A 24169-nucleotide genomic window follows, 5' to 3' on the forward strand; every position below is an offset into this window, starting at 1 on the left:
GAACGCATCGGAGGTCTTGGTGTTCAGCATCACCGTCCGTGACCACGTGATGGTCGCCCACAGCTTCCGCGGGGAAGTCTTCGGTCCCGCGCAACGCCTGCACGGCGCGACCTTCGTGGTGGATGCGACCTTCCGCCGCGCCGAGCTCGACGAGGACAACATCGTCGTGGACATCGGCAAGGCCACGGAAGAGCTCGGGGCGGTGCTGAGCGACCTGAACTACCGCAACCTCGACGACGAGCCGGTGTTCAAGGGCATCAACACCTCCACCGAGTTCCTCGCGAAGGTCATCGCCGACCGCCTCGCCGACGCCGTCCACGCCGGACGCCTCGGCGAAGGCGCGCGCGGCCTCGAAGGCATCGCCGTCTCGCTGAAGGAATCGCACGTCGCCTGGGCGAGTTACGAGCGTGCGCTGTGAACTCCCTTTACGTGGTCCTGCCCGGGGACGTCGACGACGCGTCCGTCCCGTCCGGCGGCAACACCTACGACCGGCGGATGTGCGACCGGCTCGTCGAGGCCGGCTTCGACGTCCACGAGATCGCCGTCTCCGGCACCTGGCCGCGGCCGGACACCGAGGCCCGCGCGGTCCTCGGCCACCTGCTGTCCGCGCTGCCCACCGGGTCCGCGGTCCTGCTGGACGGCCTGGTCGCCTGCGGCGTGCCCGAGGTGATCGTCCCGCAGGCGCGCCGGCTCTCGCTGTCGGTGCTCGTGCACCTGCCGCTGGCCGACGAGACGGGCCTGCCGCCCGCGCTCGCCGCCGAACTCGACGCGCTCGAGCGCGACACGCTCCGGGCCGCGAGTTCGGTCGTCGCGACCAGCGAGTGGGCCGCGCGCCGGCTGGTCGAGCACCACGGCCTCGCCCCGCACCGCGTGCACGCCGTGCCGCCGGGCGTCGACCCCGCGCCGCCCGCCGTCGGCACCGACGGGATGTCCCGGCTGGTCTGCGTCGCCACCGTGACCCCGCGCAAGGGCCAGGGCCTGCTCGCCCAGGCCCTCGAAACCGTCGCCGACCTGCGCTGGACCTGCGAGTGCGTCGGCGGGATCCGCCGCGAGACGAAGTACGTCGAGCGGCTGCGCGAGCACCGGCTCGGTCCCCGCTTCACGCTCACCGGCCCCCGCACGGGCGCGGCGCTGGCCGCGACCTACCACACCGCCGACCTGCTCGTGCTGCCTTCGCGCGCCGAGACCTTCGGCATGGTCGTCACCGAGGCCCTCGCCCGCGGCGTGCCGGTGCTGACCACCGACGTCGACGCGCTGCCCGACACCGTCGGCGTCGCGCCGGACGGCTCGGTGCCCGGGATGCTCGTGCCCGGCGACGACGTCGAGGCGCTCGGCGCCGCCCTGCGCCGCTGGCTCACCGAGCCCGACCTCCGCACGCGGCTGCGCGCCTCGGCGAGGCTGCGCCGCGAGACGCTGACCAGCTGGGACGACACCGCCCGCCGGATCGCCGACGTCCTGCAGCGGCAGGAGGCGGCGGCATGAGTGAGCTTGCGAGCGAATCAGTCAGCACTGCCACCTTCGCCCCCGAATGGCTGTACCTGCGGGAACCGGCCGACGCCGCGGCCCGCGCCACCGAGCTGCTCGAGCCGCTGCGCGCGCACCTGCCCGAAGACTTCACCGTCCGCGACCTCGGCTGCGGCACCGGCTCGCTCGGCCGATGGCTGGCCGCGCGGCTGCCCGGCACGCAGCACTGGATCCTGCACGACCGCGACCCGGCGCTGCTCGACCACGCGCGCGCCGCCCTGCCGGGTTTCGCCCTGGACGGCAGCCCCGTCGACGTCGTCGCCGAGCAGCGCGACGTCACCGCGCTGCGGGCCGCGGACCTCGCCGGGACGTCGCTGGTCACCGCGTCCGCCCTGCTCGACCTGCTGACCCGGGACGAGGTCACGGGCCTGGCCAAGGCGGTCGTCGAGGCCGGCTGCGCGGCGCTGCTGATGCTTTCGGTGACCGGCCGGGTGGAGCTCTCGCCCGCCGACCCGCTCGACCCCGCCATCGCCGCCGCGTTCAACGCCCACCAGCGCCGGATCACGGGCGGCCGCCGGCTGCTTGGCCCGAACGCCGTGGACGTCGCCGCGACCGCGTTCGGCCGGCTCGGGGCCACGGTCGTGCGCGCCGAAAGCGCCTGGCGGCTCGGCCCGGACCAGGCGGAACTGCAGCGGCAGTGGCTCGAAGGCTGGGTCGGCGCCGCCGTCGAACAGCTGCCGGAGCTGCGGCCGGTCGCCGACGTCTACCTGCAGCGCCGGCTGGAAATGGCCCGGGCCGGCGAGCTGCGCGCGGTCATCCACCACGGCGACCTGCTGGTCCTGCCGCCGAGCCTGGAGGTGGCGGCGTGAAGCGCGCGCTGGCCTGGCTGCGGATCCTCGGCGCCTTCGCCATCCTCGGCGTCCTCGTCTGGCAGCTCGGCAGCGACGCGTTCCTCGACGGCCTCGGCCGGATCAGCGCGCCCGGCGTGCTCGCCGCCCTGGTCATCGGCTTCGCGACGACGTTGTTCAGCGCGGGCCGCTGGCAGATCGTCGCCACCCGGCTCGGCCTGCGGCTTTCGCTGCGCACCGCGGTCGCCGACTACTACCGCGCGCTGTTCCTCAACGGCGTGCTGCCCGCGGGCGTCCTCGGCGACGTCCACCGCGCGGTGCAGCACGGCCGCGACTCGGGCGACGTGCCGCGCGGCGTGCGCGCCGTCGTCCTGGAGCGCACCGCGGGGCAGCTCGTGCTGATCGCGTCCGCCGTCGCCGTCGTGCTGGTCTCGCCGGACGTCGTGCCGGGCGCGTTCCGCGAGGTCGTGACGATCGCCGGGGTGGTCGTCGTGCTGGCCGCCGTCGCCGCGGTCGTCGCCGGCCGGCTGTTCGGCGGCCGCTGGATCCACAGCGAGTCGAAGGTCCGGCGCGGCTTCGCCGTCACGCTGGCCGACCTGCGGCTCGGCCTGTTCACCCGCGAGACGTGGCCCGGTGTGGGCTTCCTGTCGGCCGCGACGCTGGCCGGGCACCTGGCGCTGTTCGTCGTCGCCGCCCGCGTCGCCGGGGTGGCCGCGCCGGTGTGGCAGCTCGTGCCCCTGATGGTCCTCGCGCTGCTCGCGATGGGCCTCCCGCTCAACGTCGGCGGCTTCGGCCCGCGCGAGGGCGTCTGCGCCCTGCTCTTCGGCGCGGCCGGTCTGGGCGCCGCCCAAGGTGTCACCGTCGCCGTCGTCTACGGCGTGCTCACGCTGGTCGCGAGCCTGCCCGGCGCCGGTGTCCTGCTCGTCCGGAGCGTCGCTGGGGTGCGCCGGACGGCACTTTCACGTGAAAGTGCCGCACGACCAGCCCCGCACTTTCACGTGAAAGTGCGGGGATAGAGAGGTGGAGGCCATGACAGCAAGCGACGTCATCGGGGACGTACCGCACCGGGCCGTGGTCGAGCGGGTGGTCGAGACCCGGCTGCCGACCCGGCACGGGACGTTCCGCGCGGTCGGCTACCTCGACCGCACCGGCCTCGAGCAGGTCGCGCTGGTCTACGGCGAGATCGCGCCCATCGGCACCCTCACCAGGGTGCACAGCGAATGCCTGACCGGCGACGTCTTCGGCTCGACGCACTGCGAATGCGGCGACCAGCTGGCGGCGGCACTGGCCCGGATCGTCGAAGAGGGCTCGGGCGTGCTGGTCTACGTCCAGGGCCACGAGGGCCGCGGCATCGGCCTGCTGGCGAAGCTCGAGGCGATGCGGCTGCAGCAGGACGAGGGGCTCGACACGGTCGACGCGAACGTGGCGCAGGGCCTGCCGGTCGACGCCCGCGACTACCACTCGGCCGCGGGCATCCTGACCGACCTCGGCGTCCGCTCGGTGCGGCTGCTGTCGAACAACCCGGCGAAGGTCGAACAGCTCACCCGCTACGGAATCCGCATCAGCGAGCGGGTTCCGCTGCTGGTCCCGCCGAATCCGGAGAACCTGCGCTACCTGCGGACGAAAGCCGAGCGGATGGCCCACCTGCTGCCACACCTGGACCAGGTCTTTTCAGGCGCCTAGGACCTCGAGCACGCCGGCGAAGCGCTGGACCAGCGTGTCCAGCACGACGTGCCCCTTCGCCGCGGTCGCCAGCGAGGGGCGGCCGACCACCCCCGACTCCGTGTACGCCCGCAGGCCCAGCGTCAGCAGGTGCTCCCGGTCGGTGACGTGGTCGGCTTCCTCGTGGCTGGGCCGCACCAGGTGCGGGTGGGCGTGCAGCAGGATCGACGTCTCCAGCTCGCCCGCGTGCATGTCGTCGTCCAGCGACGTCCGCAGGCCGGCGGCGGTGTGCGCGGCCTGCCAGTCCGCGACGCCGGGGAACAGCGCCAGCGCGCCGGCGGCTTCCTGGACCACATTGGACAGTACGTAGTTGCCGCCGTGGCCGTTGACCAGCACGAGCCGCTCGACGCCGGACGCCTTCAGCGACGCGGCGACGTCGGTGACCACGGCGTGCAGCGTGCGGGCCGAAATGCTCACCGTGCCGGCCCACCCCGCGTGCTCGTGCGAGCACGAGATCGTGATCGGCGGCAGGTGGAGTACCGGGTACGCCTCGGCCACCGCGCGAGCGAGCGTCGCCGCGATGACCGTGTCGGTCGCCAGGGGGAGGTGCGCGCCGTGCTGCTCGAAGCTGCCGATCGGCAGCACCGCGACCCCCGCGCCCCGCTCCTGCTCGTCGACGCTGGTGGCGAGCGGGAAGAGGTCGGTCATGAGCACGTCCCTTCACTAGGTTGGAAGTCATGAGCGAGCATGCCGCACTACTCGACGTCGCGCGCGAAGCCGTGGCGAAGGCGACCGCGATCGTCCGGTCGCGCCCGAGTTTTTCCGTTTCCGCGAAAGGCGATCGAGACCTGGTGACCGACGTCGACACGGCGGTCGAGGACGCGCTGCGGGAGTTCCTCACCGCGGAGACGCCGGAGATCGGCGTCCTCGGCGAGGAGCGCGGCCGCAGCGGTGACGGTGGCGGCCGCTGGTGGGCGCTCGACCCGATCGACGGCACCGCGAACTTCGCCCGCGGAATTCCGCTCTGCGGGATTTCCTTGGCCCTGGTGGACGGCGAGCACAGCACGGTCGCCGCGATCGCCCTGCCGTACCTCGGTGTCACGTACACGGCCGCTCGCGGCGAAGGTGCTTTCGCGAACGGAGAGCGCGTCGGCGCATCTGCCGCGACGGAAATGTCCGACGCCATGATCGCCGTCGGCGACTTCGCGATCGGCCGGCTGGCGGAAGAGAAGAACGCGACCCGGCTGCGGCTGCTGTCGGACCTCGGCGCGCGGGCGCAGAAGATCCGGATGCTCGGCACCGCGGCGATCGACCTCTCCTGGGTGGCGGACGGAAAGCTCGACGCCGCACTGATCCTGTCCAACAACCCGTGGGACACCATGGCCGGCGTGCTGCTCGTGCGCGAGGCCGGCGGGGCCGTCGTGGACCGCGACGGCAGCGAGCACACGGTCGGTTCGTCGTCCACGATCGCGGTCGCCGCGGGGCTGCGCAAGGAGATCGTGGACGCACTTGATCGGGCGTACGGGGTTGTTCGTTAGGATTTGCGGGTACACGGTGGGCAGCGCCACAGCGCTCGATTGCGCTGTCCGTCCGAGGTTTTCGGCTACGTTGGTACCGGCCGGCGGATGATCCTGGCATGCTGGCCGGATCTCGTCGGCACACTTTTTGAGAATGGTGGATGCTCGTGGAAAGTCGCCGGATCCGCGATCGGTACCGGCTGCTGGAGCCGATCGGCGGCGGCGCGATGGGCACGGTGTGGCGCGCCCAGGACGAAATGCTCGACCGCACCGTCGCGATCAAGGAACTCCTGCTCCCGCACGACCACGACGAGAGCCGCACCGAAGAGGCGAAGAACCGCGCGATGCGCGAGGCGCGGATCGCCGCGCGGCTCCAGCATTCCCACGCGATCACCGTGTTCGCCGTCCTCGAAGAGGAGGACCGGCCGTGGTTGATCATGGAATACCTGGCGTCCAAGAGTTTCGCCGTCGTCATCGGCGAGGAGCCGGCTTCGGTGGACGACGCCGTCCGCGTCGGCGCGCAGATCAGCTCCGCGCTGGCCGGCGCGCACCGCGCCGGGATCGTGCACCGCGACGTGAAGCCGGCCAACATCCTGGTGTCCGAGGACGGCACGGCGAAGATCACCGACTTCGGCATCTCCCGCGCGATCGGTGACGTCAAACTGACGGCCACTGGCGAGATCGCCGGAACGCCCGCGTACCTGGCGCCCGAGGTGGCCCGCGGCGAGGACGCGAGCTTCGCCTCCGACGTCTTCTCGCTCGGCGCCACGCTGTACGCGGCAGTCGAGGGGAAGTCGCCGTACGGCACGGCGGACAACCCGATCGCGTTGCTCTACAAGGCGTCCAGCGGGGAGATCGAGCCGCCGGAGAAGGCGGGCAGGCTGACGCCGCTGCTGCTGCGGATGCTCGCGACCGAGCCGGCCGAGCGGCCGTCGATGGACGAGGTCGAGCGCGAGCTGCGGGCGCTGCTGCCGGACGCGGAGCCCGGGGAGTCGGTGCTCGCGGCGACGATCCCGGAGACGGAGGCCGCCGCGGTGTCCGCGGTGCCGACCGTGCCGGCCACCGTCGCGGTGCCGCCATCCGGCGAGGTCGCCGCGGTGACGCCGGGGGCGCGCAAGGGCCTGATCGCCGTCGGGGCGGGCGCGGCGCTGCTGTGCGTCGCGGTCGTCGTCGCGATCCTGCTGATCGTGCGCCAGAAGCCGCCGGTCGACAACGCCGCCCCGCCCGCGTCGCCGCAGACGTCGGTCTCCGAGACGCCTTCGACGGCCCCCGCACCGAGCACGGCCCCGGAGACCTCCTCGGCCGGCGCTGCCCCGCCCACGTCGCCCCCGGTCACATCGCCGCCGGTCTCACCGGTGTCGGCGACGAAAACCGCCGGCCAGGCGCTCGTCGGCTACTACTCGCTGCTGCCGAACAACCTCTCGCAGGCCTGGACCCTGCTGACGGACAACTTCAAGGCGGCCAAGCACCAGACCATGGCGACCTACGAGGGTTTCTGGAGCAAGTACAGCAGCGTCACCGCCGCGCCGATCTCGGAGAGCGGCGGCCGGGTGACCGCCCGGATCACCTACGTGAAGAAGAGCGGCGGCACGGAGACCAACACGAACACCTTCACCATGGTCCAGGTGAACGGCGTTTGGATGATCGACGGCCAGAGTTGAACCGTTCAGCTCTCGGCCGCGTGTGACGGGTGAGCCGTCCCGCCGTCGATCCACGCTGGAGGTTGAGCGATGAGGCCTGCCGACCCGATGGTGTTCCTCCTCCCCGCCGTGCCGCCGGCGGCGGACACGTACGACAAGCGCATGTGCCAGAACCTGCCCGCTGTCGGCCAGCCGGTGCTGGAGCTGCCGATCGCCGGCGACTGGCCGGAGCCGGACGCGACGGCCCGCCGTCGCCTGGCCAGGTCCCTGGCCGCGTTGCCGGACCGGACGGTCGTGCTGCTCGACGGCGTGATCGCGTCCGGCGTGCCCGAGATCGTCGTCCCGCACGCGCGGCGGCTGCGGCTGGCCGTGCTGGTGCACCAGGCCCTCGCCGACGAGCCCGGCCTCGACCCTGCGCACGCGGCGGAGCTCGACGCGTGCGAGCGCGAGACGCTGCGGATGGCCGGGATGGTCGTCGCGACCAGCCCGTGGCTGGCCCGGCTGCTGATCGACCGCCACGACCTCGACCCGGGCCGGGTGTACGTGGCCAAGCCGGGGACCGACGCGGCCCCGCTCGCGGCGGGCGCCGACGGCGTCTCCCGGCTGCTGTGCGTCGGCGACGTCACCCGCCGCAACGGCCAGGACCTGCTGGTCCAGGCCCTCGGCGAGGTCGACCACCTGGCGCTGTCGTGCGTCATGGCCGGCTCGCTCGAGGTGGACCGGGGGTACGTCGACGAGCTGGGCTGGTCGATCGAGCGGCTCGGCCTCGGCGGCCGCATCACGCTGGCCGGCGACGCGGTGGACCTCGGCGCGGCGTACAACGCGGCGGACCTGCTGGTGATCCCGGCCCGCGCGGCGACGTCGGGGATGTTCGTGGCGCAGGCGCTGGCCCGCGGCATCCCGGTGCTGGCCACCGAGGTCGGCGGCGTGTACGACGCACTCGGCGTCGACGCGGACGGCGAGATGCCGGGGGTCCTGGTGGAGCCGAACGACCCGTTCGCGCTGGCGGACGCGCTGCACCGCTGGTACGCGGACCCGGAGCTGAGACGGTCGTTGCGAACGGCGGCGTTGGGTAGGGGCAGCGCACTGGAGGAGTGGGACGTCGCCGCGCGGCGGTTGACGGAGGCGTTGTCGAGGTTGGCGTCCGAGCCGCGCATCGTCGCCTGACGCTTGCCGCGGGTCCTGGCCTGACCCGATGGCGTCCCCTCTCGATTCCGAACGCGGGTTCCTCGAAGTCGCCGGGCGGGACCCGGACCGCCCGTTGCGTGAGCGCGTTGCTGCTCACCCGGGCCAGCCGCCAATGGGTCGAGTTCCGCCGGCTGGACCGGCCACCGCAGTCGCCGGAAATCCGGGCCTGACCGATTCCTTTCGCCGCCCGCGCCGGTCGGCAAGAGTGTGACCGTGGATTTCGAGCCGTACCGGCGTGAGCTGCTGGCCCACTGCTACCGCATGCTCGGCACCCCCGACGAGGCCGAGGACGTCGTGCAGGAGACCTACCTGCGCGCCTTCCGGGCGTACGACCGCTTCGAGGGCCGTTCGTCGCTGCGGTCGTGGCTCTACCGGATCGCGACGAACGCGTGCCTGACCGCGCTGGAGCAGCGGGGACGGCGGCCGCTGCCGTCCGGGCTGGGCGCACCGGCTTCGGACCCCGACGCGCCGCCGGTCCCGGCCGAGCCCGGTGACCGGTGGCCGCGCCCGATCCCGGATGCCTTGGTCACGCCGTCGTCCGCGGACCCGGCGGAGATCGCCGTGGCCCGCGACGGCGTCCGGCTCGCCCTGATCGCCGGGCTGCAGCTGCTCCCACCGCGGCAGCGGGCGGTGCTGATCCTGCGCGAGGTGCTGGCCTTCCCGGCGGCCGAGGTCGCGGAGCTGCTGGGCACGTCCGTGGCGGCGGTGAAGAGCATGCTCCAACGCGCCCGCGCGACCCTGGACGCGGGCGGCTCCGAAGTCGAGGAGCCGACCGAGCCCGAACAACGTGAACTCCTGAACCGCTACATGAACGCGTTCACGAACTCGGACCTGGCGGCGCTGGAGCAGATCCTGCGCGACGACGCGGTGATCGAGCCGGTGCCGTCGCGCTCGTGGTTCGCCGGAAAGGCGACTTGCGTCGCATTCTTGCGACACGTAATGGGCGAACCGGGCGAGTGGCACATGACGCCAACGCGAGCAAACGGCCAACCCGCCGCGGCGACCTGGTACCGCGGCGAGCCGTTCGGCGTCGCGGTCCTGACCCTCGGCAAGGGCGGCATCGCGCGGATCACGGTGTTCGGCTTCCCTGACCTGGTGGAGCGGTTCGCCGGGACGGACCCGGCGAACCGGACCATCACGCCAGGGTGAGCGCGTAGATCTCGACCCGCGGGTCGTTCGGCAGGCTCACCGACTGCAGTGTCTTACCGCTGTCCAACGCCGCCGAGATGCCGAACAGCCGGACCGGCGGCCCGTCGACCCCGCTGCCCGCCTTGATGCGGTGCGGCATGTCGAGCACCACCGACGCACCCGACCCGGCCCAGTCGGCGAACGTCACCGCGAGGTCGGCGCTCGTGCCGTCCGTGTAGTGCGCGGTCAGCGTCGTCGACACCGGGCCGTTGTGCGATGACCCCACCAGCCGCAAGACGCCGTGCTGTCCCGCCGGCAGCAGCAACGACTGCCCGCGAGCCTCCACGAAGTTGGGCGAAGTCCCCGAAGCGTCCGGAGCCGCGTACGTGACGCCGTCCCAGGTCACCGGGCCGGCCGGCGGCAACAGCGAAGCGTCGTAGCTCCAGCCGCCGCCGTCGAAGTTGCCCTCCGTGGACGCCGCCACCGTCGCCGTGCCGTCGTGGTTGTAGTCGCGGCCGAGATCCACCGCGCAGGACGTGCCCGCGACGCAAGCCGACGGCGTCCGGACCTCGACCGTGGCCGACTTCGACACCGTGTTCGCGCCCAGCCCGGACACCTTGACCTGCACCGGGTACGTGCCCAAAGCGGTCCCCGACGGCACCGAAACCGTGATCGGCACGGTCTTCTGCACCGGCAGCCGCCCCGACCAGATCAGGTCGACCGGCTGCACGCGAACCTTCCAGCCCGCCGGCGCGGTCGCCGAAACCGTCACCGGCTGCAGGCCCGGGTTCTGCGCGACGACGTCCAGGTCGAGGTGCACCTGCTGCGCCGCGCCCGCCGGGATCACGACGGACGTCTGCCGCAGCGAGGCGTCGACGTGCCGCCGCAGGTCACCCACGGCGTTGTTCACCGACGGCGGCTCCGACCCGGTACCCCACGAAGACGGCTTCGACCCGAGCTTGTGGTTCAGCACCCCGCCGTGCGCCACGGCGGACCAGTCGAGCGACGTCTCCCGGACGTTCCGGCCGTTCAGCGAAACGCTCTGCACGTACCGGTTCGCGTCGGAAGCGCCCGGCGCGTTCACCGTCAGCGTGCCGCCCTGAGACCGGCCGTACTGTCCGATCCGGACGGTCGCCGTCTCGAACTGCGGGCTCGACAGCGCGAGGAAGTTCGCGCCGCTCATCGTCGGGTACAGCCCGAGCGACGAGAAGACGTACCAGGCCGACATCGTGCCGAGGTCGTCGTTGCCGGTCATGCCGTCCGGGCCCGTGGTGAACAACGTCATCGCCGCGCGGACGACGGTCGCCGTCTTGGCCGGCGCGCCCGCCCACAGGTACATGTACGGCGCGAGCAGGTCGGGCTCGTTGTTCGGGTTGTACGTCGCCTTGCCGTAGTAGTCGTACGGGCTGGAGATCCAGTCGTTGCGCGCGGTGCCGGCCGGGTCCTTCAGCAGGTTGTCGTAGGCGAAGAAGGAGTCGAGCCGCTTCTCGGTGGACTTCTTGCCGCCCATCAGCGAGACGAGCCCGGCCGGGTCCTGCGGCACGAGCCACTGGTACTGGTAGGCGCCGCCCTCGTGGAACTGGTGGTCGGCGTCGACCGGGTTGTACGGCGTGAGGAACGTGCCCTCGGTGGTGCGCGGGCGGAACTGCTGGATCGAGGTGTCCCACAGGTTCTTGTACCACTGCCCGCGGTCGGCGAACATCTTCGCGTCGGCGCCGTGGCCGAGCCCGCGGGCCATCAGCGCCAGCGCCGCGTCGGCCGCCGAGTACTCCATGGTCGCGGACGCCGGGTGCTCGCAGTCGTTGTCGCCGCCCTTGGCCGCGCAGTCCTTGCCGAGTTCCAGTCCGCTCGGGATGTACCCGCGGTCGTTGTAGTAGTCGACGCCGGAACGGCCGTTGTACGGCGAGTCGGCGGGCGGCGTGCTCGTCGCATTCTTCTTGAGCAGCGCGTACGCCTCTTCTTCGTGCCCGGCGAGCAGACCCTTCGACCACGCCTCGACGAGGAACGGCGTCACCGGGTCGCCGGTCATGATGTTGGTTTCACTCTCCGCCAGCGCCCAGCGCGGCAGCCACCCGCCGTCACGCCCGATGGCGACGACCGACAGGGCGACGTCCCGCGCGACCTGCGGTTCGAGCATTTCCAGCAACTGGTTCTGCGGCCGGTAGGTGTCCCAGAGCGAGAAGTTCTGGTACGGCGTGTAGCCGCTCGCGGTGTGTACCTTGCCGTCGAAGCCGGTGTACGCGCCGTCGGTGTCGCCGGCCAGGTTCGGGTGCAGCTGCGCGTGGTAGAGCGCGGTGTAGAACGCCGTCTGGCGTTCGGTCGTGCCGCCGCCGATCTTGATCGCGCCGAGGCGATCCGCCCACTGCTGGTGCAGCGCCGCCCGCGTCGCGTCGAAGTCGAAGTTCGACGTCTCCGCCGCCAGGTTCTTCCGCGCGCCGTCGAGCCCGGTGTAGGACAGGCCGACCTTCAGCACGACGTCGTGGTCGGTGCTCGCGTCGAAGCTCGCCCAGGCGCCGTTGTTCCCGGCTCCCGCCGCGTCGCGGCTGCCGTCGGTGCGCGTCGAGCCGCGCCAGGTGCCGAACGAGCTGAACGGCCGGTCGAACGTCGCCGTGAAGTAGACGGTGTGCTCGTCGTGTCCGGCGCAGAACCCGCCCGCGCGGACGCGGCCTTCGAGGGTCCGGTCGCCGACGACGTGGATCTCGGAGTCCTTGACGGACTGGTTGGCCTGACCGGTGTTGAACAGGACGTTCGCCTGCCCGGTCGACGGGAACGTGTAGCGCTGCCAGCCGGTGCGCGCGGTCGCCGTCAGCTCCGCGTTCACGCCGTACTTCTTGAGCCCGACGCGGTAGTAGCCGGGCTCGGCATGCTCGTCGTCATGGCTGTATTCGGACTTGTAGGCGTCTTTGTCAACGTTGTCGACGGCGCCGGTCGTCGGCATGATCGGCAGCTCGCCCATGACGCCGCAGCCGACGCCGGACAGGTGCGTCTGGCTGAAGCCGTAGATCGCGTTCTGGAGGTAGTCGTAGCCGCCCTGACCGCCGGTGTCCGGGCTGACCTGCACCATGCCGAAGGGCGCGCTCGCGCCGGGGAACGTGTTGCCGAAGTTCTGCGTGCCGACGAACGGGTTGACCAGGCCGACCGGATCGACCGGCGCGGGCGCGGCCTGCGCGACGGCGGGCGCCAGGCCGGCGACCACCACCCCCGCGGCCACCGCGGCGGCCATCCGTCTGCTCTGCGACCACATGGGCGCACCTCCCGGAAGGTGACAACGTTGTCAGAAGCGGACCTTTGGTCAGGCCCGTCGTTCGGACAGCAGCTTTCCACCTCGATGGGCGTTTGAGAAGACCTCAGCCGACGGCTTCGCGCAGTAACCGGGCGGCGGGCTCGACAGCGTTGTCAGCCAGGTTGCCGTAGCCGAGCACCAGCGCGGGCTCGCCGGGCGCGACGCGGTAGTCGTCGAGATCGGCCACCTTCACGCCCTTCGCGCGCGCGTTGCGCACTACTTCAGCCGCGTCCCGTTCGAGGTGCAGGACGAGGTGTAGCCCGGCCGCGACACCGGACAGCCGGGCGGGGCCGAGCGCGTCGACGAGCCGGTCGCGCCGCGCGCGGTACCGCAGTCGCGCGGCCCGCAGGTGCCGGTCGTAGCCGCCGCTTTCGACGAAGCCGGCGAGCGCGAGCTGGTCCAGCACCGGCGGCGCGTGTCCCGGCAAAGTCCACTGTGGAGGGACGACCGCCCAGCCGAGCCCGAGCGCCGGGCTGAGCGTCTTGCTGACCGAACCGAAGAGCGCGACCCGTCCCGGATCGGTGCCCTGCAGGGTGCCGACGGGCCGCCGGTCGTACCGGAACTCGGCGTCGTAGTCGTCTTCGAGGACCAGCCCGTCGACGTCCCGCGCCCAGGCCATCAGGTCCGCGCGCCGCCGGGGCGAGAGGACGGTGCCGGTGGGGAACTGGTGCGCGGGCGTGACGAGCACGGCCCGCGTTCCGGCGGGGATCCGCGCGACGTCGAGGCCTTCGCCGTCGACCGGCACCGGGTCGATCGCCATCCCGGTGTTTTCGGCTGCACGTCGCAACCGCGTCCAGCCGGGATCTTCGACGGCCAGCCGCGTGACGCCGTTCTCGAGCAGGGCGCGGCAGACGCGGGCCACGCCGTCGGTGACGCCGCCGCAGATCAGCACGTCACCGGGAGCGGCGCCGCGGACGCGCCGAAGGTAGTCGCCCAGGACCTTCCGCAGCCGCGGGTGGCCGCCCGGTTCGGGCAGGCCGAAGTCGGTGTGCGGCGCGGTCGCGAGCACGCCGCGCACCGCGTCCGCCCACCCCTGCCGCGGAAAGTGCCGCAGGTCGGGCAGCCCGGGCGCGAGGTCGTAACGCGGCTGCTTGACCGGCGCCGGCCGCTTCGGTGCGACGGCGTCGCCGACCCGCCGGACGCGCGTGGCCGACCCGGTGCGCCCGGCGAGGTACCCCTCGGCGACGAGCTGGGCGTAGGCCTGCGTGACGACCCACCGCGAGCACCCGAGGTCGGCGGCGAGCCGGCGGCTGGGCGGCACCGCGACGCCGTCGTCGAGGACGCCGTCGCGGATGGCCTTGCGCAGGGCCCGGGTGAGCTGCTCGTGCCGCGGACCGGGCCCGGTCAGCTCGAGCAGGACGTCCCAATTGGTCTGTGATCCGGCCACGGTATTGGACTGTAGTACCGGACCGATCTTCTTTTAGGTTCGTGGTCATGAAGAAGGTGGAACTGGGCCGGACCGGCCAGTACGTGAGCCAGGTTTCGCTGGGCTGCATGCTGATGGGCACGTCGACCGACGAACCGGCGTCGGCCCGCATCCTGAACGCGTACCTCGACGCGGGCGGCGACTTCCTGGACACGGCGAACTGCTACGCCTGGTGGGTGGGCGAGCAGTTCTCCGGCGGCGAGAGCGAGTCCGTCCTCGGCAAGCTGTTGCGCGGTCGCCGCGACCGGGTCTTCCTGGCGACGAAGGTGGCGGCGGGCATCACGGACCTCCCCGCGGCCCGCGCGGCTTCCCGCCCGGACGGCACGACGGACTGGGCCGCGCGCGAGCGCACGTACGAGGGCGCGAGCGCGGCGGTGATCCGGCGCGAGGCGGAAGCGAGCTTGCGGCGCCTGGGGACGGACCACATCGACCTGTACTACGTCCACGTCGACGACCGTTCGACGCCGCCGGAGGAGACGCTGTCCGCTTTGGACGGTCTGGTGCGGTCGGGCAAGGTGCGGTACATCGGCTGGAGCAACGTCCGCACGTGGCGGCTGGAGCGCATCCGCTCCCTGGCGCTGGCCAACGGCTGGGCGTCCCCGGTGGCGGTTCAGCTGCAGCACTCGTACCTGCGCCCGGCCGGCGCCGACGTCCCCTCGATCGCGGGCGGCGAACTGCTGGACTGGCTGGCCGCGCACCCGGACGTCTCGCTGGCGGCGTATTCCTCGCTGCTGCGCGGAATCTACGACGACGCTGCCTACCGCGAGTCCACGCAGATCTGGCGTGCGTACGCGGGCCCGGACTCCGAAGCCCGGCTGGCCGCGGTCGCGAAGGTGGCGTCGTCGCTGGGCGCGTCCGGCAACCAGGTGGCGTTGGCGTGGCTGCTCCACAAGGGAGTGATCCCGCTGATCGGCCCGCGCACGTGGGAGCACTACGAGTCGATCGCCCCGGCCTTCACCCTGGAACTGTCCGAAGCGGACTTGTCCATCTTGGACAATGCCTGATCAGTCCAGCAGTCGCTGTTCCTTGGCGACGGCGACCGCGCCGGCGCGAGTGTCCACTTCGAGCTTGGCGTAGATCCGGCTCAGGTGGGTTTTCACGGTGGCCTCGCTGATGAACAGCGCCCGGGCGATCTCCTTGTTGCCGAGTCCCTGGGCGAGCTGGCGGAGGATGTCGCGTTCGCGGGCGGTGAGCGACGGCCGCGGCGCGCGCAGCTGGGCCATCATCCGGTCGGCGACCGGTGGCGACACCGCGGTGCGCCCGGCCGCGGCCGCCTCGATCGCCGCGTACAGCTCGGTGGCGGACCCGGCTTTCAGGAGGTAGCCGGTGGCCCCGGCGGCGATCGCGCGGCTGATGTCCGCGTCGGTGTCGTAAGTGGTCAGGACGAGGATCCGGGGCGCGCTGGGGGTGCTCCGGATCCGCCGCGTCGCCTCGATCCCGTCGATGCCGTCGCCGAGCTGGATGTCCATCAGGACGACGTCCGGGCGCAGGGCGGCGGCGGTCGCGACGGCTTCCTCCCCGCTCGCGCTCTCGCCGACGACCTCGATGCCGTCCGCGCCCGCGAGCAGCGCGCGCAGCCCGGCTCGCACGACGGCGTGGTCGTCGCAAACCAGCACGCTGATGCTCACGAGGTCTCCAAGGGGATCGCGGCCGAAATCACCGTGCCCTGACCGGGCGCGGATTCGACGGTCAGCCTGCCACCGAGCTGCTGGGCCCGGACGCGCATGGCCGGGAGCCCGTGTCCTCGTTCACCGTCCGGAGCCGGTTCCAGAAACCCGCGTCCGTCGTCGGCGACGTCGAGCACGACCTGGTCGTCGAGGTAGGTGAGGGTGAGCACGACGCTGCCGGCATCCGCGTGCTCGCGCGCGTTGGCCAGCGCGCCCTGGGCGATGCGGACCAAAGTGGACTCGACGCGCTCGGGCAGCGGCCGCCCGGCGCCGTCGACGCGGATTTCGACCGGCAGCCCGGCCCGGCCGGCCACAGCTCGCAAGGCTTCTTCGAGGGTGGCGCCGGCGAGGTCGGCGGGCGCGAGGTCCTGCACGAGCCGCCGGGCTTCCGACAGGTTCCCGGCGCCGACGCGCTGCGCGGCGCGCAGGTGTTCGCGGGCCAGTTCGGGCCGGTCCCACGCCTGGTCGGCGGCCTGCAGCAGCATCGCCTGGCTGGACAGGCCCTGCGCGAGCGCGTCGTGAATCTCCCGGGACACCCGGCCGCGCTCGGCCAGCACGCCGGCGCGTCTCTCCGACTCGCGCAGGCGCTCGGCCTGGCGGCGCATGTAGGTGATCACCGCGGCGGTGACCACGGCGATCGCGATCGGCACGATGGTGAGGTTCGGGTCGAAGCCGTCGGCCAGCCGGTTCTGCGAGACGACCACCAGTGCCGTGATCACCGCGACCAAGGCCAGCGCCTGCCCGGTCGGCAGCGTGCGCAGGCCCGTGACCAGCAGCGGGATCGCCGACCACGCGAAGCTGGGGGCGAGCACCACGAGCACGACCCAGAGCGCCAGGACCACGGTCAGCCAGGCGAGGTGCCGGTCGACGAGCAGGCCGGCGCCGTACGCGACGACCAGCGCCGCGGTGAACCCGATCACCCACGGGGCCAGCGGAGTGCCGTCGTGGCGCGTGAGGTACCGGACGGCCGAGCCGAGCACGAGCAGGAAGAACGCCGAGTGCATGGCCGCGGCGAGCCACCGGGCGTCTCTCATGCCTTCCATGCTGGCTCCTTCCTCGTCCGGCACCAGCGTCGACCCGGTCCGGAGGCCGCGCATCAGCCGATCGGATGACCCCGGTGTCAGCCGGGACGCCGACCGGAACCACCCGCTTCCGGGCTGAAGCTGGAGTCATCGAACCGCTTGATGACGAGGAGCAAACCATGAACTCGACCCGTATCCGCGTCGCGGCCGCCGTCTCCGGGCTCGCCGCCGTAGGCGCTGTTTCGTTCGCCGCTGTCCCGGCCACCGCGGCTCCGGCGGCCCCGGCCACGCCCAAGGGCGTCATCCAGACGTCGCACCTGTCGATCGCCGCCGCTTCGAAGGCCGCGCAGGCGGCGTTGGACGCCGCCGGCAAGGCGGGCCAGCACGTGTCGGTCGCCGTGGTGGACCGCGACGGCAACACGATCGTGACGCTGCGCGGCGACGGCGCGGGCCCGCAGTCCTACAGTTCGGCGCAGGAGAAGGCGTTCACGGCGGTGTCGTGGAACGCGAAGACGTCCGAGCTGGTCGGCCGCCTGCAGCAGGCCCCGACGCTGAAGGACATCGACGGCACCCTGTTCCTGGCCGGCGCGGTCCCGGTCACGGCCGGTGGCGCCCCCATCGCCGCGGTGGGCGTCGCGGGTGCGCCGTCCGGGGCGCAGGACGAGGCGTTCGCCCAGGCCGGTGTGGACGCGCTCGGCAAGTAACGTGTCTTCGGTGGTGATCAGTGATGTCCGCCCGTGGGGCGGCGAGCGCAGTGACGTCGAGCTGAGCGGCGACCGGATCGCGGCGGTCCGGCCGCACTCGCCTGGGACGCCGGCCACTTTGGACGGCCGTGGCCGGCTGTTGTTCCCGGCGTTCAGCGACGTCCACGTGCACCTGGACTCGACGCGGATCGGGCTGCCGTTCCGGCCGCACACCGGCGGTCCGGGCGTGGTGGCGATGATGACGAACGACCGGGAGAACTGGCGCTCGGCGGAGGTTCCGTTGCCCGAGCGGGTCGCGGGGACGCTCGAGCGGATGATCGCCCACGGCACGACCCGGGTCCGCAGCTACGCGCAGGTCGACGTCGACTGCCGGCTCGAGAAGCTCGACGCGGTCCTGGCCGCGCGGGAGAAGTTCGCCGCGCAGGCCGAGGTGCAGGTGATGGCGTTCGCGCAGGCCGGCATCCTGCGGGAACCGGGCACATTGGAGCTGCTGGACGCGGCGATGCGGTCCGGCGCGACGGTGATCGGCGGCATCGACCCGTGCACGCTGGACCGCGACCCCAAGGGGCACCTGGACGCGGTGTTCGGCCTGGCCGAGAAGCACCAGGCCGAAGTGGACATCCACCTGCACGAACCCGGGCACCTGGGCCTGTTCTCGACGGACCTGGTCATCGAGCGCGTCCGGGCGCTGGACATGCGTGGCAAGGTGACGATGTCGCACGCCTACGACCTGGGTTCGATTTCCGAGTCGGTCAGCCGACGGGTCATCGACGACTTCGCTTCGCTGGACATCGCGATGACGACGGTGGCACCTTCCGCCGCCGGCCAGTTGTCTCTTTTGGACTTGGTCTCGTCCGGCGTCCGCATCGGACTCGGCGAGGACGGCCAGCGGGACTACTGGAGCCCGTACGGCAACTGCGACCTGCTGGACCGGACGTGGCAGCTGGCGTTCACCCGCGGCTTCCGCCGTGACGCGGACATCGAGCTGGCACTGGCGGTGGCCACGATGGGTGGCGCGTCGATCATGAGCCACGACGTCCCGCGGTTGGCCGGCGTCTCCGATCGTCCCGGCCTGGCCGTCGGCGATCGAGCGGACCTGGTCCTGGTCGACGGCGAAACGCCGACGAGCGCGGTGATGGACCGGGGCAAGGATCGCACGGTCGTCCACAACGGAGTCGTGGTGGCGGACGGCTTGTCGGTGGTCAAGCGCTAGCGAGCAGCGCGGCGATGCTGGGTTTGCGTTCGTCGCGCCGCCGCCACGTCATGGTGACGTCGGTGGTCGCGCCGGCGAGCGGAACGGCGACGGCGCCGGGGTGGTCGACCAGGGCGGGCACGAGCCCACAGCCCATCCCGGCGGCGACGCACCGCCCGAGAGCGGCGAGGCTGCCGACCTCGGTGTCGATGACGGGTCCGTCGAGCCGGTCCAGCATTTCCCGGAAGCCGCAGCCCTTCGGCGTCGCCAGGAACCCGACCCCGCGGAGGTCTTCGGGAACTACTTTTTCCCTCAGTGCCAACGGGTTTCCCGGCGGGACGAGGACGACGAGCGGCACCTCGCCGATCTTCCGGCTGGCCAAGGCGGGATCGCCCGGTGCGTCGCCGAAGGTGAAGCAGACGTCCATTTCGGACTCCCGGACGCCGTGGTACAGCTCGCCGCGTCCGCCTGCCTTCAAGGCCAGCTTGACGCTCGGCCACCGCGTCCGGTAGTCGCTGAGAATGCCGGGAACCCAGTGCGCGCATAGGGTTTCGAGTGCGCCGATGGTCAGGTCGCCGTCAGGTTCGCCGCGTTCGTCGTCGACGGCGGCCTTGGCTTCCTCGACGAGTTCGAGCACCTGGTCGGCGTACCCTTCCAGCCGTTTCCCGGCGGTGGTGAGGGTCCGGGTGGCCCGGTCGAAGAGCTTGGCGCCGAGCTCGGCTTCGAGGGCCTGGATCTGTTCGCTGACGCTGGACTGCGCGTAGTGCAGTTCGGCGGCGGCGTGGGTGAGGTTGAGCGTCCGCGCGACGACGCGGAAGGTGCGCAGGTGGCGCAGTTCCATGAGGGCCCCCATCGGCGTTCCCGATACCCGCCATCGTAACTCCCTGCTTCCGCCGGTGTCACGGAGCGTCCAGGCTTCGTGGTGTGGCAAGACTTCTCACGGGCCTCTCGCTGGGCTACTTCCTGGTCATGCTGGACACGACGATCGTGACGGTGGCGTTGCCGTCCCTCTCGCCGTCTTTGGCGGACCAGCAATGGATTTCGAACGGGTACACGCTGACGTTCGCGGCGTTCCTGCTGACGGCCGGAGCGTGGTCGGACCGCTTCGGCGCCCGCCGCGTTTTCTTCACAGGCTTGCTGTCGTTCGCCGCGTTGTCCTTGTTGTCGGCGGTTTCTCCATCGCCGGTGGCGCTGATCGCGTTGCGCGCGTTGCTCGGCGTGGCGGGCGCGCTGCTGGTGCCATCCTCGCTGTCGCTGATCGCTGCGGCCTATCCCGTGCCTGCCGCTCGCGCCAAGGCGATGGGCGTCTGGGCGGCGGTGAGCGGAACGGGCTTGGTGGCGGGCCCGCTACTGGGCGGCGTCCTGACGCAGGCCTTCGGCTGGCGCGCGATCTTCCTGGTGAACGTCCCGGTGGCGCTGCTCGCTGTGGCGCTGTCCCGCTCGGCGCCGCCGACGCCGCCCAAGCCGGGCCGGGTCGACTGGGTGGGCCAGGTATCCGCGGTGGTCGCTTTGTCGACATTGACATACGCCCTGGTGGAGTCGATGTTCTGGTTGCTGCTGGTGTCCTCGGCGGCGGCTGCGGTGTTCGTGGCCTCGCAACGCCGTCCGGACGCGATGCTGCCGGTGTCGTTGCTGTCCAGGAACCTCCTGGCGGGCGCGATCGTGAACTTCGGCCTGTCGGGCGTGCTGTTCGTGCTGTCGTTGTATTTCCAGCAGTCGCGCGGGTATTCGCCGTCGACGACCGGATTGGCATTTCTGCCGCTGACGATCCCGACGGCGTTCAACCCGATCTTCACGGGCAGATTGGTGGCCCGGATCGGTTCGCGTATTCCCGCGGTCGCGGGTTTCTTGCTGATGTCGTCAGGCGCGTTGCTTCAGGCGTTCTTTCCCGCTTTGTCGGTGGTCGCGTTGGCGCTGCTGGGTTTCGGAGTCTCGCTGGCGATCCCTTCGCTGCTGACGGCTGTGGTCGGCTCAGCACCGCGTGAGTTGGCAGGCATCGCGGGCGGAGCACTGAACGCGTCCCGCCAAACGGGAGCGGTCTTGGGCGTGGCGGTCTTGGGTGCTCTCCTGAACGCGACGACGACAACCACGGCCCTCGCCGCGGCCGGCGGCCTTCTGCTCATCGGCGCTCTTCTGTTTCCCGGCAGTTGACTGTTTCCTATTGGAACAGGAAACAGGAAACGCCTTGTTGCGCCAATCCGCGTGACGAATCCTGGTTGCAGGGCCGGAACTTCCTCCGGAATCCCTGGTCAAACCCCATTCCCTTGGAGGATTCGTCATGTCCATGCCCAAGAAGCTGGCCAAGATCGGCGGCCCCGTGCTCGCGCTCTGCATCATCGCCGCGGCGCCGATCATCGGTTCCACCACGGCGTCCGCGGACGGCGGCGGCAGCACGCCGCCGTCGAGCAGCACCCCGCCGCCGGCGGGCACCGACGGCAACCCCTGGCACGGTTGACGTGCCGGCCGGGCCGGCCGTGAACCCGGCCGGCCCGGTCACCGCGAAGCGCAGGCGCAGTCCAAGGCCGCGCGTTCGTCACGCACTTCGCCCGCTTCCGGCAGGTCGAGTTCGGCGAAGGCGGTCGCGGCCGCGTCCCAGTGCTTGACGGCGCGGTCGTGCTCGCCCATCGCGTGCAGCGTTTCCGCGACACCGAGATGCGCCCGAGCCTGGTAGGTGCGGTTGCCGGCACCGACGGCGAGGTCCAACGCCGCTTCGCACGCCGTCAAGGCGTCCTGCCGCGCGCCGCGGGCCAACGCCGTCGCGCCGCGGTCGAGGTAGAGCTGGGTGCGCAGGTCGGCGTCCGGCACGTTCGCCGCCACCTCGCGCGCCTTGTCGTGGTAGCGCACCGCCTGGGTGAACCGGCCCTGCTGCCGGTGCACGTTGCCGATGTTGTTCAGCGCGTAGGCCTCGACGCAGTGGTCGCCGACCTCCGCGGCGTGCCCGTGCGCCTCCGTGTAACTGGCCAGCGCCTCCGAAAGCAGACCCAGATGCTCCTGCACGGACCCCAGGTTGTTCACCGCGTGCGCCAGACCCTGGACGTGCCCGACTTCGCGCAGCAACCGCGCGGCCGCCGAGTGCTGGCGCAGCGCGACGTCGAGGTTGCCGTGCAGCTCGTTGAGGTAGCCGAGCATGCTCAACGCGTGGGCCTCGCCCCGCCGGTCCTCGCTCTGCTCGTACTTCTCCAGCGCCGCCTCGAGGTGGGCGATCGCCTGCTCGTGCTTGCCCAGCTCCATCGTCGGGATCGCGAGCGCGCACAACGTCGCCGCCTCGCCCCGCGGATCGCCGAGGCGCCGCCACTTCGGCAACGCGCGCGCGGCCAGCTCGAGTGCCTGCGCGAGGTGCCCGCGCCGGTCGTTCGCGGTGGCCAGCCGGAGCAGGACGTGCGCCTGGCCGAGGTCGTTGCCGGGGTCGGCCGAGACGGTCTCCCACGCGAGTTCGAGCGTGCCGATCCAGTCCTCGAACTGGTTGGTCGTGTTGAAGTAGCGCCACAGCAGCACGGCCAGCCGCCAGGTGTGCTCGGGCAGGCCGTGCCGCGCGGCGTAGCGGATCGCGGCCACGAGGTTGTCCCGTTCGGCGACGATCCACCGCAGGCCGGCGGCTTCGTCGGCGAACTGCGGCGTCACCGGGCAGGAGCGGTCGGGCGCGGGCAGCTGCGCCCGGTCGAAGGGGTACGCGGCGCCGACCGCGGCCGCCAGCGTCACCAGGTAGAAGTCCAGCAGCCGCACCAGCGCCTGCTCGGACGCCGGTTCGACGGCGGCGAACTCCTTGAGCGGGTCCAGCATCTGGTACCGCTCCGGCGCGGCCTCCTCGAGCAGGCTGACCTCGTGCAGGTCGTCGAGCAGCAGCCGCGCTTCGGCGACGTCGCAGCCGGCCAGCGCGGCGCCGCCCGCGACGCCGACGTCCGGCCCGGGCAGGCTGCCGAGCAGCCGGAACATGGCGCGCTGCGGCTCGCCGAGCTGCTGGTAGGACACCCGGACGGCGGCGATGCCGTCCTCCTCGCCCCACGGCCCGCCTTCTTCGAGCAGGTGCAGCAGGTGCTCCAGCGGCCACCGCTCGTGCCGCCGGAACAGCGCGGCCGCCACCCGGATCGGCATCGGCAGGTACCCACAGCGCTTGACGACCAGCGCGACGTCGGCCGCCCGCCCGCGCACCCGCGGCGGGTCGGTCAGCGCGGTGAACAGCTCGGCGGCTTCGTCCGGCGGCAACGGCGACAGCCGGACCGGCTCGCCGACGTCACCCATCCGCCGGCTCGTGATGACGGCGAGGCAGCCGTCGGCCTCGGGCAGCAGCGGCCGGATCTGCTCCGGGGTCGCGGCGTTGTCGAGCACGACCAGCGTGCGCGTCCCCCACAATGTCGTCTGGTAGAGCGTGGCTTTCCGGCCGACGGTGGCCGGGATCTGTTCGGCGGGCACGCCGAGTTCGACCAGCAGCTCGGTGAGCGCGTCGCCGACGCTGGTCTCGGCGACGCCGGGGGTGAAGCCGTTGAGGCGGGCCAGCAGCTGGCCGTCGGGAAAGCGGTCGCGCAGCCGGTGCGCGGCCTCGACGGCGAGGCCGGTCTTGCCGACGCCGGGCGCGCCGCTGATCCAAACGGCGCTCCCGGCCGCGGCTTTCTCGAGTGCAGCAAGCTCCGCGGCGCGCCCGGTGAACCCGCCGGGCCGCGACGGCAGCGAGCTGGGCGGTTCGCCGTGCTCGGCGCGCGCGGCGAGGTTGCGCAGCACGGGACCGGGCTCCATCCGCAGCTCGGCGAGGGCGGTACGGGTGCTCTGGAACACGCGCAGCGCGCCGACCTGATCGCCGCCGGCGAGCAGGGCGCGCATGAGAAGCCCGGCGTGCTTCTGGCTGGCGGGATCGGACCGCACGAGCGGCCGCAGCCGGTCGCGTGCCGAGCGGTGGTCGCCGGTGTCGAGCTCCAGCTCGGCGAGGTCGCCGACGGCGTCGGGCAGGGTCTCTTCCGGGACCACGACCTCGGGCCCGCCGACGCGGTCGATGTCGATGTCCTCGAGGAACCGGCCCCGCCACAGGCCGACGGCTTCCCGCAGCAGCTCGATCTTCCGCCGCGGGTCGTCGGCGCGGCCGGCCTCGTCGCGCAGCCGGTCGAACCGGACGGTGTCGAGCTGGTCGTCGCCGAGCCGCAGGAGGTAGCCGGTGGGAGTGGTCTCGATGCCGACGCCGACGTCGCGCAGCCGCTTGACGTAGCCGCGGACCAGGGTGGGTTTGGTTTCCCTCCCGGTCCAGACGATCTCCGTGAGCCGCGCGGTCGACACCGGCTTGTTCGCGTTCAGGAGCAGCACGACGAGGACGAACCGCTGCTGCTGGTCACCCAGCGGCACCGGCGCGCCGTCGTGCCACGCCTCCAGCGGGCCGAGCATCCGGAACTCCACGCAGCCTCCCCGGCGTCAGCTTGCTTTCCCCTGTTGATGTCGCGCAATC

The 24169-nt window shown here is 72.1% G+C and carries 21 protein-coding genes; 14 read left to right on the plus strand and 7 right to left on the minus strand.

Annotation, left to right across the window (positions count from 1 at the left end):
* Positions 1-19: 19 nt before the first annotated feature.
* From ABFJ78_RS07840 to ribA, 5 genes are read left to right on the plus strand one after another with little or no spacing between them, the layout of a single operon-like run.
* Positions 20-418 (plus strand): 6-pyruvoyl trahydropterin synthase family protein, encoded by a 399-nt coding sequence (locus ABFJ78_RS07840; protein ID WP_372663059.1) that lies wholly within the window; start codon positions 20-22, stop codon positions 416-418.
* Positions 415-1482: a glycosyltransferase family 4 protein gene (locus ABFJ78_RS07845; protein ID WP_436385132.1), complete on the plus strand. Its 1068-nt coding sequence runs from the start codon at positions 415-417 to the stop codon at positions 1480-1482. Before ABFJ78_RS07840 ends, ABFJ78_RS07845 begins: the two co-directional genes overlap by 4 nt.
* On the plus strand, positions 1479-2333 hold the full coding sequence (locus ABFJ78_RS07850; protein WP_436385133.1) for a methyltransferase domain-containing protein: 855 nt from the start codon (positions 1479-1481) through the stop codon (positions 2331-2333). Before ABFJ78_RS07845 ends, ABFJ78_RS07850 begins: the two co-directional genes overlap by 4 nt.
* Positions 2330-3328, plus strand: coding sequence for a lysylphosphatidylglycerol synthase transmembrane domain-containing protein (locus ABFJ78_RS07855; protein WP_436385134.1), 999 nt, complete (start codon positions 2330-2332; stop codon positions 3326-3328). Before ABFJ78_RS07850 ends, ABFJ78_RS07855 begins: the two co-directional genes overlap by 4 nt.
* A gap of 13 nt (positions 3329-3341) precedes the next feature.
* Positions 3342-3995 carry a GTP cyclohydrolase II gene (ribA, locus tag ABFJ78_RS07860; RefSeq protein ID WP_436385135.1) on the plus strand — a complete coding sequence of 218 codons (654 nt, stop codon included), beginning with the start codon at positions 3342-3344 and terminating at the stop codon, positions 3993-3995.
* On the opposite strand, the gene ABFJ78_RS07865 is transcribed toward ribA, so the two are convergent.
* A complete protein-coding gene (locus ABFJ78_RS07865) occupies positions 3984-4682 on the minus strand; it encodes a creatininase family protein (RefSeq protein WP_436385136.1) in 699 nt (232 codons plus the stop codon). The two genes, ribA and ABFJ78_RS07865, sit on opposite strands and share 12 nt — an antisense overlap.
* A 29-nt stretch (positions 4683-4711) precedes the next feature.
* Between ABFJ78_RS07865 and ABFJ78_RS07870 the strand changes: the two genes are divergently transcribed.
* The 4 genes from ABFJ78_RS07870 (at position 4712) to ABFJ78_RS07885 (ending at position 9468) form a co-directional block, all read left to right on the plus strand.
* Positions 4712-5512, plus strand: a complete 801-nt coding sequence (locus ABFJ78_RS07870; protein WP_436385137.1) for an inositol monophosphatase family protein — start codon at positions 4712-4714, stop codon at positions 5510-5512.
* Between the two features lie 140 nt (positions 5513-5652).
* Positions 5653-7152: a protein kinase domain-containing protein gene (locus ABFJ78_RS07875; RefSeq protein ID WP_436385138.1), complete on the plus strand. Its 1500-nt coding sequence runs from the start codon at positions 5653-5655 to the stop codon at positions 7150-7152.
* An 87-nt stretch (positions 7153-7239) separates the two neighbouring features.
* Entirely contained in the window at positions 7240-8298 is a 1059-nt protein-coding gene (locus tag ABFJ78_RS07880; RefSeq protein ID WP_436385416.1) for a glycosyltransferase, read from the plus strand.
* Positions 8299-8532: 234 nt separating this feature from the next.
* Positions 8533-9468, plus strand: coding sequence for a sigma-70 family RNA polymerase sigma factor (locus tag ABFJ78_RS07885; protein ID WP_436385139.1), 936 nt, complete (start codon positions 8533-8535; stop codon positions 9466-9468).
* On the opposite strand, the gene ABFJ78_RS07890 is transcribed toward ABFJ78_RS07885, so the two are convergent.
* Together ABFJ78_RS07890 and ABFJ78_RS07895 are read right to left on the minus strand one after the other, a co-directional pair.
* Positions 9455-12691 (minus strand): GH92 family glycosyl hydrolase, encoded by a 3237-nt coding sequence (locus tag ABFJ78_RS07890; protein ID WP_436385140.1) that lies wholly within the window; start codon positions 12689-12691, stop codon positions 9455-9457. The genes ABFJ78_RS07885 and ABFJ78_RS07890 overlap by 14 nt on opposite strands.
* Before the next feature lie 103 nt (positions 12692-12794).
* A complete protein-coding gene (locus ABFJ78_RS07895; protein WP_436385141.1) occupies positions 12795-14117 on the minus strand; it encodes a PLP-dependent aminotransferase family protein in 1323 nt (440 codons plus the stop codon).
* Between the two features lie 47 nt (positions 14118-14164).
* On the opposite strand from ABFJ78_RS07895, the gene ABFJ78_RS07900 reads away from it, so the two are divergent.
* Complete coding sequence (locus ABFJ78_RS07900) at positions 14165-15160, plus strand: aldo/keto reductase (RefSeq protein ID WP_436385142.1); 996 nt, start codon at positions 14165-14167, stop codon at positions 15158-15160.
* Here ABFJ78_RS07900 and ABFJ78_RS07905 read toward each other — a convergent pair whose 3' ends face one another.
* On the minus strand, positions 15161-15784 hold the full coding sequence (locus tag ABFJ78_RS07905; protein ID WP_436385143.1) for a response regulator: 624 nt from the start codon (positions 15782-15784) through the stop codon (positions 15161-15163).
* The gene (locus ABFJ78_RS07910; RefSeq protein ID WP_436385144.1) at positions 15781-16866 is read right to left on the minus strand and encodes a sensor histidine kinase; all 1086 of its coding nucleotides are present in this window, start codon (positions 16864-16866) and stop codon (positions 15781-15783) included. The genes ABFJ78_RS07905 and ABFJ78_RS07910 overlap by 4 nt, the downstream gene beginning before the upstream one ends.
* Positions 16867-17024: 158 nt before the next feature.
* Between ABFJ78_RS07910 and ABFJ78_RS07915 the strand changes: the two genes are divergently transcribed.
* On the plus strand, positions 17025-17549 hold the full coding sequence (locus ABFJ78_RS07915) for a GlcG/HbpS family heme-binding protein (RefSeq protein WP_436385145.1): 525 nt from the start codon (positions 17025-17027) through the stop codon (positions 17547-17549).
* Positions 17550-17559: 10 nt separating this feature from the next.
* Positions 17560-18762 (plus strand): amidohydrolase family protein, encoded by a 1203-nt coding sequence (locus tag ABFJ78_RS07920; RefSeq protein WP_436385146.1) that lies wholly within the window; start codon positions 17560-17562, stop codon positions 18760-18762.
* Here the strand turns inward: ABFJ78_RS07920 and ABFJ78_RS07925 are convergent.
* A complete protein-coding gene (locus ABFJ78_RS07925; protein WP_436385147.1) occupies positions 18752-19582 on the minus strand; it encodes a LysR family transcriptional regulator in 831 nt (276 codons plus the stop codon). The genes ABFJ78_RS07920 and ABFJ78_RS07925 overlap by 11 nt on opposite strands.
* A gap of 83 nt (positions 19583-19665) precedes the next feature.
* On the opposite strand from ABFJ78_RS07925, the gene ABFJ78_RS07930 reads away from it, so the two are divergent.
* Complete coding sequence (locus ABFJ78_RS07930) at positions 19666-20892, plus strand: MFS transporter (RefSeq protein ID WP_436385148.1); 1227 nt, start codon at positions 19666-19668, stop codon at positions 20890-20892.
* Between the two features lie 127 nt (positions 20893-21019).
* Complete coding sequence (locus tag ABFJ78_RS07935; protein WP_329054933.1) at positions 21020-21196, plus strand: hypothetical protein; 177 nt, start codon at positions 21020-21022, stop codon at positions 21194-21196.
* 38 nt (positions 21197-21234) lie between these two features.
* Here the strand turns inward: ABFJ78_RS07935 and ABFJ78_RS07940 are convergent, their stop codons facing one another.
* A complete protein-coding gene (locus tag ABFJ78_RS07940; RefSeq protein WP_436385149.1) occupies positions 21235-24120 on the minus strand; it encodes a tetratricopeptide repeat protein in 2886 nt (961 codons plus the stop codon).
* Positions 24121-24169 lie beyond the last annotated feature (49 nt).

The organism is Amycolatopsis sp. MEPSY49, assembly GCF_051337345.1.
Lineage (GTDB): Bacteria > Actinomycetota > Actinomycetes > Mycobacteriales > Pseudonocardiaceae > Amycolatopsis.